This is a genomic window from Deltaproteobacteria bacterium HGW-Deltaproteobacteria-2 (assembly GCA_002840505.1).
In the GTDB taxonomy this organism is placed as follows: Bacteria; Desulfobacterota; Syntrophia; order Syntrophales; family Smithellaceae; genus Smithella.
Window position 1 is genome coordinate 55,116 of record PHBC01000001.1, and the last position, 15,153, is coordinate 70,268.

The 15,153-nt window shown below is 42.5% G+C and carries 13 protein-coding genes; 11 read left to right on the forward strand and 2 right to left on the reverse strand.

What is annotated here, in order from left to right; all coding sequences use genetic code 11:
- Positions 1–197: 197 nt before the first annotated feature.
- The 6 genes from CVU62_00250 to CVU62_00275 all read left to right on the forward strand — a co-directional run bounded on the left by CVU62_00250 (position 198) and on the right by CVU62_00275 (position 6,547).
- Complete coding sequence (locus tag CVU62_00250) at positions 198–716, forward strand: hypothetical protein (protein PKN39426.1); 519 nt, start codon at positions 198–200, stop codon at positions 714–716.
- A 621-nt stretch (positions 717–1,337) separates the two neighbouring features.
- Positions 1,338–2,780: a hypothetical protein gene (locus CVU62_00255; GenBank protein ID PKN38668.1), complete on the forward strand. Its 1,443-nt coding sequence runs from the start codon at positions 1,338–1,340 to the stop codon at positions 2,778–2,780.
- Positions 2,777–3,904: a Fe-S oxidoreductase gene (locus CVU62_00260; protein ID PKN38669.1), complete on the forward strand. Its 1,128-nt coding sequence runs from the start codon at positions 2,777–2,779 to the stop codon at positions 3,902–3,904. Before CVU62_00255 ends, CVU62_00260 begins: the two co-directional genes overlap by 4 nt.
- 248 nt (positions 3,905–4,152) lie before the next feature.
- A complete protein-coding gene (locus tag CVU62_00265) occupies positions 4,153–4,731 on the forward strand; it encodes a metal-dependent phosphohydrolase (GenBank protein PKN38670.1) in 579 nt (192 codons plus the stop codon).
- Between the two features lie 117 nt (positions 4,732–4,848).
- Positions 4,849–5,556, forward strand: a complete 708-nt coding sequence (locus CVU62_00270; GenBank protein PKN38671.1) for a transglutaminase — start codon at positions 4,849–4,851, stop codon at positions 5,554–5,556.
- Positions 5,557–5,800: 244 nt separating this feature from the next.
- A complete protein-coding gene (locus tag CVU62_00275; GenBank protein PKN38672.1) occupies positions 5,801–6,547 on the forward strand; it encodes a hypothetical protein in 747 nt (248 codons plus the stop codon).
- A 395-nt stretch (positions 6,548–6,942) separates the two neighbouring features.
- Here the strand turns inward: CVU62_00275 and CVU62_00280 are convergent, their stop codons facing one another.
- The gene (locus CVU62_00280) at positions 6,943–7,149 is read right to left on the reverse strand and encodes a hypothetical protein (protein PKN38673.1); all 207 of its coding nucleotides are present in this window, start codon (positions 7,147–7,149) and stop codon (positions 6,943–6,945) included.
- A gap of 683 nt (positions 7,150–7,832) precedes the next feature.
- On the opposite strand from CVU62_00280, the gene CVU62_00285 reads away from it, so the two are divergent.
- The 5 genes from CVU62_00285 (at position 7,833) to CVU62_00305 (ending at position 12,687) form a co-directional block, all read left to right on the forward strand.
- Positions 7,833–8,030 (forward strand): hypothetical protein, encoded by a 198-nt coding sequence (locus CVU62_00285; GenBank protein ID PKN38674.1) that lies wholly within the window; start codon positions 7,833–7,835, stop codon positions 8,028–8,030.
- A gap of 24 nt (positions 8,031–8,054) precedes the next feature.
- Positions 8,055–10,091: a hypothetical protein gene (locus CVU62_00290; protein PKN38675.1), complete on the forward strand. Its 2,037-nt coding sequence runs from the start codon at positions 8,055–8,057 to the stop codon at positions 10,089–10,091.
- A 50-nt stretch (positions 10,092–10,141) separates the two neighbouring features.
- Positions 10,142–10,522 (forward strand): hypothetical protein, encoded by a 381-nt coding sequence (locus CVU62_00295; GenBank protein ID PKN38676.1) that lies wholly within the window; start codon positions 10,142–10,144, stop codon positions 10,520–10,522.
- A gap of 646 nt (positions 10,523–11,168) precedes the next feature.
- The gene (locus tag CVU62_00300; protein PKN38677.1) at positions 11,169–12,020 is read left to right on the forward strand and encodes a short chain dehydrogenase; all 852 of its coding nucleotides are present in this window, start codon (positions 11,169–11,171) and stop codon (positions 12,018–12,020) included.
- Between the two features lie 328 nt (positions 12,021–12,348).
- Positions 12,349–12,687 (forward strand): hypothetical protein, encoded by a 339-nt coding sequence (locus CVU62_00305; GenBank protein PKN38678.1) that lies wholly within the window; start codon positions 12,349–12,351, stop codon positions 12,685–12,687.
- A 176-nt stretch (positions 12,688–12,863) separates the two neighbouring features.
- Here CVU62_00305 and CVU62_00310 read toward each other — a convergent pair whose 3' ends face one another.
- Positions 12,864–15,068, reverse strand: coding sequence for a hypothetical protein (locus CVU62_00310; GenBank protein ID PKN38679.1), 2,205 nt, complete (start codon positions 15,066–15,068; stop codon positions 12,864–12,866).
- Positions 15,069–15,153 lie beyond the last annotated feature (85 nt).

A 15,153-nucleotide genomic window follows, 5' to 3' on the forward strand; every position in this document is an offset into this window, starting at 1 on the left:
TTATGCGGAGGGCGTCGATGACGCCTTTGGTTCTGCATGCTTCACTAAAATAAATATTGCGGCGTTTGCGTTATTAGCAAAGAAGCATATTAACATTTTAAACATGGAGGAATCTTATGCGACCATACGTATCGCTTTTCATTGCCCTAGTGCTTGTAGGGATTATTTGTGGATGCGCGGCGCCACGTCCGGTTCCAATGCTTGCGTTTGGAGATAATAAGACCTGGATCACGGATAAGGACATGGAATACGTCATCGGCAAAACTAGCGCAAAAATTGTTGTCCCAAAGGGCTTTGTCACCGACTTTGCTTCTATCCCACAGTTTTTTTGGTCTTTTGGATTATCACCGAATGGCCAGTACAGCAGGGCTGCAATCATCCATGACTATCTTTATTGGGCACAGGGTTGTAGTCGGAAACAGGCTGATCGGTTATTGGCCATTGCTATGCAGGAAAGCAATGTCTGCTTCTTAGTTAAGTGGATTGTTTTCTACGGGGTTGACTGGTTCGGCGATGGAGCTTGGCAATCAAACGCAAAAGAAAAAGCTGCAGGAATGCCACGCGTAATTCCAGAGCCTTACAGCAATCTAGATAACAACCCGAACGTGCATTGGCCTGAGTATCGTCAGAAGCTTATCAAGGAAGGGGTGAAGGACCCCGTATTCGATTCTAGTCCTCCATATTGTAAATATGGCGATTCGACAACTGTACCTTGATACTACATAGTATAAGAAAGGCGCACTTGGTCAGGTCTATATTCGTAGTATCTTGCTGCTATGGTCTAACCCTGCATTCGAGAGGTACTCGCCAAAAACGGCGCGCCTCTCAATGTTAATGGCACACCATTCAATCAGCAATCATCCATTATATTTATTTTACAAATTATGGACTTGCAAGTGAATGTAGCAGTCGATAATTTATTTAGGATATTATGGACGGCCACCAAAGTATTCTATTATTTTTAACATAGAACTTTGAACGATTTTCTTTTTCTATCCACCTTTCACCATTCACTTTTTAGTGACACTCGCTGAAAGCAAGCGAAGTGCAGCTTGAAGCGTCAGTGGAATCCCGACATCGTCGGGATGACGTGGGGCACTTTTCACATTCTTCTTGAATTTTTTTCTTGAATTCTATTAAAAAAAGGAGTTAGTTAAACTCCGTCCCACGATATTTAGAAGGTGTCAAAGACACCTTTTGTTCTGCGTGCTTCACGAAAATAAATTTGTAATGTTAGTTTGGAGGCTGAAAACTTATATTTCAAGACCTCTACCATGATCCTAGAAAATAGAAGCATTCTAATAAATCAATTTTATCAAGAGTAGAGAGGAGGTATAATGAGTAGCTTACACAGAGAATTAGAATATGTCGATCCTAACACTATCTCTTTCGATCAAAACAATCCACGCGGATTGACAGAAAAACAAATTATTAACGAGCCACAGTTTGCTATCTTGGTTTCTTCAATAGAGAAATATGGAATCTTAGAACCACTAATCGTTAAAAAAGATGAGTCGAACACATCTACATATATCCTTATTGATGGTGAGCGTAGACTACGTGCAGCGTTAGCAAGCAAACAGGCTGAGGTACCTGTATTAGTTGCAGAAGATGATATTGACGGACGAATACTGGCGTATCAAGTTCATATGCTAAGAAAAGATTGGGATAAACCAGCTGAAACTAAGGCAATTAAGAAAATTATTAATGATTTTAGAAATGGAAATCCGGATATAACAGATGAAGAAATTAGACAAAAAATTATTGAGATTACGGCTAATTCGCACAAACAACATGACCTTTCAGATATACTGAAACTAATCAAATATGATGACAAAATAATTGAAAAGGCGATTTCTAAAGAACTAAACATGAGCTATTTAGTACAAATAGAATCAAGCTTTATTAATCCTTTGAAAAAATATTATCTTGGCGTTTGTAATAAATATGGAGAAAACAAAATTCGTGAGATATTAATAGAAAAGGCGATAGATGGTAAATTAGTAAATACACGTTTTCTTATGGATAAATTTAAGGTTGTTTTTAGTGATTCTGAAAAAAAACCCGAAATAGAAAAAATACTAATTACCTTTCTCAACAAGAAAAATAAATCTATCAAGAAGACACTAGAAGAATATGAGGCATTAGGAAAATCAGCAAAGAAAAAGGAAGAAAAAAAGAAGAAAAAAATAATCATTTTCAAAACTAATAAAGAAGCTAAATCAAAAAGCAACAAACAGACCGATACCTTTGCTTATAGAAAAATTAGAATTACGAAAAAACAACAGACATCATTAGCTGACGTACGACTTAATTTCGAAGAAATTGGGAAAAGTTTTAGTAAAGAAGAAAATGCTTTTATAGAAGAGGCACTATACTGCCTTGAGAAACATTGTTTTAAGGCATCTACTCTGATGATTTGGGCTGCTGGTGTCAGCAGAATATTGGACTATGTTAATAAGGATATTGCTGCTTATAATATAGCGGCAAATGATATGGCCGCTACACCAATGTCGGTATACAAGCATATTTCAAGAAACTTTCAACGAAATGCTACTACGCTCGATGAAATACGAGTGAATTCTAACGATCGGCAGCTATTAAGTTACCTTTTATACAAGAAAATCATTACAGAAACACAGTGTAAGAAACTTCTTTCTGATTATAGTACACGATGCGATTGCGCACATCCAACAGATATTGTAATATCGCCAAACCAAGCAATATCGATTTTTGAAAATGTTTATGATCTTATTTTTTCTAATGGCAATTTGAAATGAATATACTTCTCGTCGAACCGAACTTCCCATTACCAGCTAAGAGCAGAAATCATCGGGATTTTTTGCCCATTGGTTTGTTGAAACTCGCTAGTTATCATAGAGACCATGGCGATGATGTCAAACTTCTGCGGGGCAATAAATACTTAAGTGATTTTTATCCTGATGAGATAAAAATCACTTCTTTATTTACATATTGGTCTGATTATGTATGGGATAGCGTTCATTTTTACAAAGAAAATTATCCTAATGCGAAAGTCGTAGTAGGTGGTATTTATGCTTCACTTATGCCAAAACATTGTAGACGCTCGGGATGCGATGATGTGTTCGTTGGTGTAGATGAAAATGCAGAAAAATTCAAACCGGCTTATGATCTTGTAGATATAGATTATCAGATTATACACACAAGTAGAGGCTGTGAAAGAAAATGTAAGTTCTGCGGCTCATGGAAAATTGAGCCAGAATTTATTGCAAAGAAAAGCATAAAAGATGAGATTTGTAGCAATAGAATAATATTTTATGATAATAATCTCTTGGCTAATCCTTTTATAGAAAGCATATTGGAAGAGTTGAAATATGCTACATACAATAAAAGAGTTGTATATTCTGAGAGCCAATGTGGAATAGATGGAAGATTACTAACTCCCAAAATCGCAAAATTACTTAAGCAAGCGAGATTCTTAAATCCCAGAATTGCATGGGATCATAGATACAAAGAATGGAAAAGCATAAAGAAACAGATAGATATACTTGTAAATGCTGGTTATCCAGCAAAAGATATTTATATCTTTATGATTTACAATTTTGAACCTGATTATTATGAAATGCTGAAAAAATTGAATAAATGCAAACAATGGGGTGTGCAAATAGCTGATTGCAGGTACAGGCCACTAAATCAAACATTTGATAATTACAATCCTATTAAAAAACAAACAAATGAAGACTACTATATTTATTCCAAATGGACAGATAGACAAATTAAGCTCTTTAGGAAAAAGGTTAGAGAACAAAATATTGTCATTCGCCATGGATTTGAATCCTATAGCAGAAAACTAGAGAATTGGGGTGAATGTCGACGAAGAGAAAAGACAAAGAATTTAAAAGTTGATTCTACCCATCCGTCTTAGGGTAAAAGGGGGTCAAGTCTTTGCTTGGCTCATCTGATCGGGAAAGCAGGGGTTTGGAATTCAGGGGACAGTATACTTAATTATTAAGCTAGTAAAACTATCTCCATTTATTCTCATGAAAATGATGGGACTGTTCTATTAATGAAACTGCTTATTCATTATCCATAATTAGATAATTATAAAATGTTAACTGGAAGTTGAGAAATTATATTGCAAGATATGACTCAAATCATCACTATTTGACAAATATGCCAAACGTTCCTATGTCTTCTACAGATAGAATACCTTCGCGTGAGGAATGCGATGAACTCATGGCAAAATATTGCATGCTGCCAAACATCATCGCTCATTCCCTACAGGTGATGCGTGTATCCCTGGCCATAACAGACAACCTCAAAAAAGCGGTGTCCATAAACAGAAATCTGGTTATCGCGGCGGCGCTTCTTCATGACATAACCAAGACAAGATCACTGAAAACAAAAGAACATCATGATCAATCCGGCGGAGAACTTTTGCGGGAGTTAGGATTCGCGCGCGTAGGCGAGATTGTAAAGCAACATGTAATTCTTCTGGATTTCAATCCGCAGGGAAAACTGGAGGAACGGGAGATAGTAAACTACGCCGACAAGAGAGTGATGCATGACGAGATCGTAAGCCTCGTCCAACGAGTGGAAGATCTTATTCAACGTTACGGCACTACCGAAGAGATAAAGAACCGGATCCGGCTAAACGAAAGTATGGTCTTCGCCATTGAAAAGAAGATCACTGATTCGATGACGGTTGACCTGGATAGCGCGATTCAAAGAATCCAGACCCTTTTCCCTTGACATACAAGAGGAATTCGGGGGACAGTATACTTAATTAAGATTGCCGCATCCCGATAACCGGGTATGCGCCTTATTAAAAAAGAACTGGATTCCCGATCAGGTCGGGAATGACAAACGATGGAAGAATATTTAAAACCGACAGAATTTATCGACAGCAATAATCCGGAGGTTCAGGCTTTTGCGCAAAAAGCTGTCACCGGAGCCAAAACACCCCGTGAGAAAGCTATCAAGCTTTTCTATGCCGTCCGGGATGGTATTTATTATGATCCATACCGGATTGATTTTAACCGCAACGGTTTTAAGGCCAGTACTATTTTGCGTCAGGGTTATGGTTTTTGCGTAACCAAAGCCATAACGCTGGCCGCCGTCTCACGCGCGCAGGGTATTCCCGCCAGATTGCATTTTGCCAATGTCCGCAATCATCTTACTACGGAAAGGCTTAAAGAAATCATGCAAACGGATATATTTTTTTACCACGGTTACAACGATATTTTTCTCGATGGCCGCTGGTTGAAGGCTACGCCCACATTCAACTTATCTTTGTGCAAGAAATTCAAGGTAAAACCGCTGGATTTTGACGGGATAAACGATGCCATCTTTCATCCTTTTGATATGGAAGGCCGGCGTCACATGGAGTACATTGCCGATCACGGTTCGTTTGCCGATTTGCCTTATGACAAGATTATCGAATCGTTTATCACCTGTTACGGAAACGCGACGAAATATTACGAGAAGCAAATAAGCCAGCCCGGCGATTTTGAGCGCGAAGCAGAGTTAGATATTAAAAAACCTGTGAAGAGTGAAGGGAGGAAAAAAGAGGATTAGAAGATTGGAGGTTTGGAAGATTAGAGGATTGTAAAAACAAATTCGGAGGACAGTTTAAAAAGAAAGTGAATGGTGAATGGGTCTGGATACCGGCCTGCGCCGGTATGACATCTTTTTTGTCATTCCGGACTTGATCCGGAATCCAGGAACAAAATAATACCGGATTCCCCGATGAAAAACGTTACAGAGATAGTTCTTAGAGGGTGTCACTAACACTTAGCGATTTTGAGAAAGGAGGGCATATATGACGATTCATATTGATACCAGAGATGGGGTGGCAATCCTGGTCATGGACAACAGCCCGGAAAACGCCTTTAACGTGGAAATGATTCAACAGTTTAACGCGGCTTTAGACAACATTGAAGCCGACGATGCGGTTCGCGGTGTAGTGGTGACCGGGGCCGGGGGCCAATTCTTTTCTTCCGGCATGGACCTTCAATACGTCATGAAACTGGAAGCGGACGCCATTAAGGAATTTTTCAAGAAACTTTTCACCTTTTTCCACCGGGCCTTTGTGTTTCCCAAACCCATGGTAGCCGCCATCAACGGCCATGTGGTAGCCAGCGCCCTGGCTTTCTCCATGTGCCTGGACTACCGGGTGATGCAGAAGGGAAAGGCGGTGTGCACCTTTCCGGAAATCGATGTTTCTATTATCCCGCCCTCCGGATGCCTGGCCATGGTGAAATACGTAATCGGCGAGCGGATGACCGATCTGGCCTTTTTATCCGGCCGCAAGTTCGATGGACCATCAGCCCTGGCCGTGGGCATGGTGGATGAACTGGTCAAAAGCAAATCGGTCATTGACCGTGCCGTGGAAGTTGCCACGGAGTTGGGTGCCAAAAAGCCCCGCCTGTTTGCCGCCTATAAGCAGCGTTTCCGCGGCGAAACGGCAGACTGCATGCTGGCTGAAGATTTACGGTACATCGAAGAGGAAATGGACGTAACCATTTTTCAGAACTGCGACCTCTCTTGTCTACGGTCTCTCTCGTAATTCAAACAGGATGAAAAGGATTAGAAGATTGGAAGATTAGAGGATGTAAAAACAAATTCAGATGACAGTCTAAAAAGAAGGTGAATAGAGAAGCGTAAAAAGTGCCCCACGTCATCCCGACGATGTCGGGATTCCACTGACGCTTCAAACGTCGTCCCGACAAGTCGGGACTAGTTTTCTGCGAGTGTCACTAAAGAGTGAAAGGTGAATAGTGAAGAGAAAAAAACAAGTTCTACGTTCTACGTTCAAGGTTAAAAATAATAGATTTAAGTAATTAAGTAGTTAAAAAGAAAGATGTGAAGAGTGAATTAAAAGAGACTGGATACCGGTTTTCGCCGGTATGACAAAAATTGACATACCATACAAATTATTTGTTCCTGTAATATTCTCTTTGCCTAATGTCCTCCTCCGGCACCTCCAGGACCTGCATGACCTTGGGCACCTTCGGAACCTTCAGGACCTCCAGGTACACCGCTTTTGTTACGTCCTGCATCACTTTCCTGTTTGTCAACTTTGGCATCTTCATGCCGCCATGGCCAACATCCTTCAATAGATACAAGCATCATCACTAAAGCCATCACTAAGGTAATGATTCTCTTCATAGCTCTTCTCTCCTTTGGTAAGAACTTGTTTTTTTGTTTATATGACATTATCTACTTTTACTTTGCCCATCGGGAATTCGGGGGACAGTATACTTAATTATTCGCATTGGTGGATGCTTTTTGTAACGGGCAAGTCAAGGGGTCAGGTCTGCCCTTGACTGTTTCAAAGGGTGAATACCAGTTCAAAGTGCACCAATGAAGACCTGAATTAAGTGTTATTTACCCGGCATTCTCCTTGTTGCCTTTCCTTCGTTACAAATAATCGTTCTTCTTTCTTTTACTTTGAGAGTTTCATTTATTTTTTTTAGAGCCTCTATTATTTCCTCATCAGAGTTAACCATAATTCTTCTCGGTCCTTCCCCCTTTTCTTGCTCTCTTCCCCCCATAATTCACCACCTCTTTATTTAATCTATCAATGAAACAGGATTGATTTGCTTATCATTAAAATCATTTGTATCGTTCATAAACCGACCGTTTGTTGGCTTTCTCCGATGGTTTGAATACATAATAGCACTATTCATTATTTTTAAAAGAGAAAAATCCAGTTATTGGGGGTAAAGCTTGAACATTGACATTTGACGCTGATTCACGCTGCAAAGCTTTATCATATTAGGCATGCAACATATTAAATAAAATATTTCTGGATTCCCGCCGGAGGAACATCCCGCAGGGAACCTCGGCGAATGCCGGGTATGCGGGACCGGAATGACAAAGAAGAAATATTTCACCCTCACCCAACCTCTCCCCTCAAGGGAGAGGAGATTTTTTTGATTCATACCCTGGCCACTATGACCCTCAAGGGCGGAAAGTTTATTAGTAGAGAACAAGGGGGTAAATTTTTGCCTGGCTCATTAACGATGTTGTTTTCACAATACCTATGATATAATTAATTTAGAGGAATTTTTATGAAAAAGATTACGTTATGTTGTTTGATATTGAGTTTAATATTTCTTGCCGGCTGTGTATCAACGATTCAGACCGGCGTCATTAAACCCCCAAGCCTGAAGATTTATACGGAGTCGTATCCGCCACTCAACTACGCCGAAAACGGCAAGGTTACCGGTCAGGCGACGGAGGTGGTTCAGGAACTGATAAAAAGAACCGGCGCGGATGCTGATATTCAACTGGCAACATGGGACGAGGGATATAAGGCGGTTATGGAAAAGCCGAATGTGGCCCTTTTCTCCGTGGCTATGACGTCGGAGCGGAAGCCACTGCTCCAATGGGTGGGACCAATCGCCTTTCTGGATGCCAATCTTTATGCCAGAAAAGGTTCGAAAATGGTGATAGCCCGACTGGAGGACGCAAAAAAACTTCCCAAGATTATCGTCGTCAAGGATTATTATTCAGAGGAACTCCTACGGAAAGAAGGATTCACGAATCTGGAAACCGTGGCGACGGAAGAGATCGCCATCAAGAAACTGTTGAGTGGTGAGGCGCAACTTTTTCCCGGCAGCAATCTCGCGATGCCGGTACTGCTGAAACAAATCGGCGCCACGATGGATGATGTAGAGAGCGTCTTGAACCTTTCCACGAACATGATCTACGTCACTTTTTCGAAAGGCACGTCGCCCGAACTGGTTGCCCGGTGGCAGAAAGCACTCGATGAGATGAAGACTGACGGAACCTTCAGACATATCTATGCGAAATGGCTTCCCACCGAAAAAGCGCCGGAAATCATCCAGATGATGACTGAGGAATATCCGCCGGTAACCTTCATGAAGAATGGAAAGGTCTCCGGTTTCGTCACGGATATGGTCCGGGAGATCAGTGCCCGGCAAGGCATCCCCGACAATATCCGCTTGGCTTCCTGGGATGAAGCCTACAAATTGGCGCTGAGTAACCCGAATGTAGTGCTCTTCAGTGCCGAGAGAACGGCAAAGCGGGAGAAGCTGTTTCAATGGGTAGGGCCGGTCGGCAAAAACAGCTCAATCTTGTACGCCAGAAAAGGTTCAGGTATCAGAATGAACAGTTTGGAAGATACCAGAAAGGTAGCCGCCATCGGTACGACAGCCAACTGGTTTAACGAGCAGGACCTCAAGGATAGGGGTTTTACTAATCTGGTCAGTTCCCCGCTTCCCACCGACAATGTCCGGAAGCTCATGCAGGGCGAAGTACAGTTAGCCGTTTTCACGGATATTACGGTTGCTGATATTGTTAAAAATGCCGGATACTCTATGGATGATCTGGAACCGGTTGCTACCTTGAGCAATACTTATTTTTACATTGCGGTGTCGATTGGAACTCCTGCGGAGATAGTTCAAAAATGGCAGTCTACCCTTGATGGTCTTAAGGCGGACGGCACTTTCGAAAAGATATATCGGAGCTATATTCCCAACGCGGATTTGAATGATCTGATAAACACAAAAGAATCTGTCGGGTATTATCCCGGGGAGTGTAGCGATTTCTCCACCCTGCCACCCAAAGAAAAGGATCTGATAGAATTTGTCTGCAAGGCAAAGGCATTTACGCTCGCCAACATGAAAAATATGGGCGAACAGGAAGGCTTAGCCACCACCTTTAAGGAATTCGATAGGCAGGCAGGAGACCCTGAATGCAAAGCAGGCAAATGTCCCTTCCAGCAGGGAGAGCTTTACATGTTCGCCTATGAGAACGAGATGCAGAATGGCAAAACGGTGAAGATTAAATGCCGGGCGCATGGCGCCCAACCGGCTATGGTCGGTAAAGATTTCTTCGATACCGGTTTTGTGATGAAGGCCTATCCTCAATATGGGATCAAGCAGCAACAGGACGCCAAATTCTTTCAAATGGTTTCCGACGCCGCTTACCGTCAAAACGGTTATGCCGACGGATTTGTGCTATTCACTTGGCCAAATCCAATAGATGAAAATAAGATATGGCTGAAAAAAAGCTATTCCACTAAGATCACGGATACCGTCTGGATCGGCTCTGGAATTTATATTGAAAAGGTTAATCGGTAAGTAACCGCGAAATTCGTGGGACGCAATTCGGAGGACAGTATACTTAATTATTGACATTGGTGGATGCTTTTTGTAACGGGAATGCCCAAAGAAGAAAAGGCATAAAAGAACGAATTATGTTTAATAAATTAGATTATATTGAATCTTGCATTGCTGATTATGAAGCAAAAATCGAAACCGAGAAGGAATTAATAAAGGGATATAAGAGAGCAGTTAAACGGAATAAAAATATATTAAATCAATTTAAAGCTCTAAATCTTCCGGCGTTACATATTATTTTCATTGAGGGCTTTATAAAAAGAGACAGTGATTCGATAAAATTCTACGAAAAATTATTGAAAAACAAAGAAGCCGGACTTAAGAAATTAAAAATTGAAAAATTTACCGCAACTGGAAGGAAGTTTAAAGTTATGAAAGGCGGTTCAAGCTAACAATAGAAAAAGAAATTGGGGTCAAATCTTTAATCTTGACATTTGACACTGATTCTCCCCGCAAAGCTTTATCATATTAGGCATTCAACATATTAAAGAAAATGTTTCTGGATTCCCGCCGGAGTAACATCCCGCGTATGCGGGACGGGAAGGACAAAGAAGAAATATTTCACCCTCTCCCAACCTCTCCCGTCAAGGGAGAGGAGATTTTCTGGATTTATACCCTGAAGAGCACCATGGCCGGTCGGAGTTTATCCCGCAGGGAACCCCGGCGAATGCCCGGGTATGCGGGACCGGTATAACACGAAAGTTAGTAAATCCACCCCCTGACCCCGCCAACGGGGGACATTATTTTTGTCATTCCGGACTTGATCCGAAATCCAGGATTGACATAAAAGAAAATATTTTCTATAAGCATTCAATATCAAAACAAGCTCTTACCAAAGATCCATTTCTCCTGATAATATTTGCTTTATAAATAGTTTTTGCAAGACATAAACCAAAATGAGTTCAATTCAATTGAGTCCAAGGAGGAATTATGAAGATTGCGGACATTTACCCATGATGGAAAGACCGCAGGAAACAGCAACGCAATATCTGGATTTTGTTAAAGGCATCAAATAATAATCAGGGGAGGAACGGAAGAATGAAAAGAGACCTTAAGGGAAAGAGGGTAGTAATAACTGGCGCCGCTTCCGGTTTGGGGCGGTCATTATCACTGGTATTGGCACGTAAGAACTGCAGTATCGGGGTTGTGGACATTAACACCGAAAGAGCCAGAGAAACGCTGGATATGGTTGTTAACAATGGTGGCAGTGGCGAAATCTATGAGACAGATGTCAGTGTGGCTAAAAATGTCGAAACCATGGCTGAACACTTTTTCCAGACATGGGGTGGAGTCGATCTCCTTGTCAATAATGCCGGAGTCGCAGTCGCCGGTTACGTGGGTAACATTTCCCTGAAGGACTGGGAATGGTTATATGGTGTAAACTTCTGGGGCATGCTCTATGGTTGTCACAGTTTTATTCCCCGCATGAAAGCCCATGGCGGAGGGTACATTATGAATGTTGCTTCATCCGCGGGAATATTGTGCTCGCCGGAAATGGCCCCGTACAATACATCCAAAGCGGCGATTATCTCTCTTTCGGAGACCCTCTATGCGGAGCTTGCTCCGTTTAACATCGGAGTTACTGCTCTTTGCCCCATGTTTTTCAAGACTAACCTCATTGAAAATACGCGTTCCGAGACAGAGATGGAACAAAAGCTAGCCGAAGCAGCCTTCAACAACGCCAGAATAACCTCCGACGAGGTAGCGGAAGCGGCGATAAAAGCTGTGGAGAAAGGGAGACTATACTGTATTCCACAGTTTTCAGGCAAATTTCATTGGGTGATGAAACGACTCAATCCCCACTCCTACTATCGTAATAATGCTGCTCTTAACCGGAAAGGCCGGCTGATACCCATGATGTATTGGATGGCGCGCAAGGGAATGGTTTAAAGCTGAAAATCCAGAGACATCATAATTATTTTCAAATACGATTATTGGTACGCGCGTAGAATTTTTGCTATACTTCAAATGCAAGAAATTCTAATCGGGGACAATCGCAATGGAATTTACCACCGTGTTTGATTTAACATCACTTAAAATCCGGGGACACCATACTAATTTTCTCTAAAAATTAAGATAATTAGAGACAGCACCCTATTTGTTCTATATGCACTTGAACTCGATTTAAAAACAATATAAAAGTAATTAATACGTGCCGACATAAATAATTGCGCGTTTTGATTCTGTTAGCTCGAACCATATAGAAGATGTGTGATTTATGTCTAATCCCAAGAATAGTCCTTTAGATAATTTGCAGAATGAAATCGCAAGAGAAAAATTTTCTGCCCTCCGCAGGATTACAGAGAATCTCTCTAGTTGCTTGAAAGAATTGGATACAATGAATCGCAGGATCGACGAAGCCATTGGAAAGAACCTCTCTCGTCAAGAAATTAACAAAATGATTAAGACTTTTAACAGTATAAGGGAGGATGCCGAAGAATGGCGGTATTATCTGACCGTGACTCGCGAAGCATCCGGTCTTTTTCACAGCAACCTAAAAGCTGATGTTTACAAGATTCCCCCGCGAAAGAAGCCTATAATCAAATCCGAAAAATAATAAAACCAGGGACAACATAATATTTTTTTCAAAATATTAGGATATTAGTGACAGCGCCCTGTTTCCCCTTTGAAAGAAATATTGGATTCCCGCCGAAGTAACATCCCGCAGGGAACCCCGGCGAATGACACGAGGGTTAGAACTTTCCGTCAAATACCTCAGCGAATTTTTCGTGTTCATTTCTTCGAAGATTTTTCAGGATGGTCAGGACATTTTTTCTTCGGCGCTGTCCCTTTGACGTAGGCTTCACGTATTTTTTGGGGACACGAAGCCGTGGCAAGATATCCGGTCTTGTGATCTATCACTGCTGTTTCTATTCCCTTGGGCGGATTTATGGCCAGCGGTCCGGATTGAGAATATATGGATCGCAGGAATCGTGTCCAGATATGAAGGGCTCCCTGGGCTCCGGTCATACCGGTATCTGCTCCCGAATCATACCCCACCCACACTGCGCAAACGACATCCCGGGTAAACCCTACGAACCAGGAGTCCTTGTTGCCGTTCGTTGTTCCGGTTTTTCCCGATGCCGGAAAATTAATATTCAGTGACTTTGCCTCTTGTGCCGTACCACGCTCCAGTACACCCTCCATTGCATATCCGGCAAGATAGGTCACCTGCGGATCAAACGCCTGTTTGCTGTTGAGTTTTCTGGCTATGATTTTATCTCCTTTTGCCGTTGTTACCGAAAAAAGCGGAAATCGTTCATAGCGGATACCGCCTGAAGCTATTGTTGCATAGGCATAGGCCAGTTCCAGAGGCGTGACTTCGAAGCTTCCCAACGCCATGGAAGGAACAGGTAAAAGAGGGCTCATGATACCGGCCAGACGAGCGGTGTTGAGTACTTCTTTGAAGCCGACTTCACTAGCCAACCTTGTTGTGGCCGTGTTTACAGAATCCTCTATTGCTTTGCGAATCGTGATTTTTCCATACGTCTTGTCTTCGAAATTCGACGGGCTCCACATTCCTTCAGGTGTAGGAATCGATATCGGCTCACCGGACACCATTGTGGAAAGAGTTCTGTTCCCCCCGGAAAGCGCCGCGAGAAGAACAAAAGGTTTGAAAGCGCTTCCCGGTTGTCGTTTCGCATCTATTGCTCTGTTGAACCGGGTTTGCCCGTAGCTTCGTCCGCCGACCATAGCCACCAATTCTCCTGTTCTCGGGTCAACGGCAATCAATGCGGCCTGCAGCGGCTCACCGGCAGGTATGGCCTTTTGGTCAAGCTCTTCCAGTCCCCGGGCGACTGCCTCTTCCGCAATAACCTGCAAAACGGAATCAAGGGTTGTGTAGTAAGAGTAACCGGGATGGTAGAATTTTTCAGTCCCCAGTTCTTCTTTGGTGATCCGCTGTATGTAATCAATAAAATACGAGCCTACGTTAGCAAGGCCACTTCTTGATTGGATTCGTATCGGCGCGTTTGATGCCCGGCGAAACTCTTTTTCCGTAATCATGTCCCGTTTTTGCATTTTGGACAGGACTATATTACGACGCTCTTTTGCCGCATCAAGATTCCTGAAGGGAACACGTCGGTTCGGAGAATCGATTATCCCGGCAAGCAGCGACGCCTCTTCCAGGGAAAGGTTTTTCGCTCGCTTCGAGAAATAGAAATTTGCCGCTTCTTCAACGCCGTAAATCCCCCGGGAGCCCGCTTGCCCTAAATAAATTTTATCAAGATACATCTCCAGTATCTCTTTTTTGGAGTAGCGCAACTCAATAGCCAGGGCCAGTTCTGTCGCACGTAGTTTGCGCGCAAAGGTCTTCCGGGGAGGAAGGAATAAGTCTTTCGCCAGTTGTTGAGTAATTGTGTAATCACAACCGATTACAGGGATATCAAATCCGAAGTGAGAATAAAAGCGTGGATCTTCAGTAGCTATTACCGCATTTTGCAGATATGAGGAAACACCGGCGAGAGTAACCGGATGCCGGGATTCAAGCGTCTGACCAATGCGGCTGATTTCTTGCGGTTCCAATTGGATCGATTCCAATTGTTTACCTGTTGAGGAAGTAATCGTTGTGACCCGGTTGTCGTGAATAGCTATATCGACCGGCGCGTCCTCGTTAACTCTCTTTTCGATTCCTTTGCTACGCAGGAATATCCGGATATGCGCCTTCTCTTCGGAAAATGTTCCGGCCGTCGATGGCCTTCCTCTGACTTTTTTGTAAGAGAGTTTGTTAAGTCGCTCGTTAAAGCGGATGTTTCCCAGATGATCACCTTTACGAATTTCCAGGGGACGTCCGTAAAATATAGAGGGGGATTTATCATTGTTCTCGGCAACTTTTTTACCTACTTCAATGTACAAATAGCCGATACGAAGAATCAGGGCAGAGAGCAGGACACCCGCCAGAAACAAAACTATAAACAAAAAAAGGTGACGACGAATCAACGTACCCTCCCGATGACTTTAAATTTCCGCCAATAGACATCATGTTTAGAGAGTTTCGTCAAGTACCAAGGAACCCTTCGCTTTG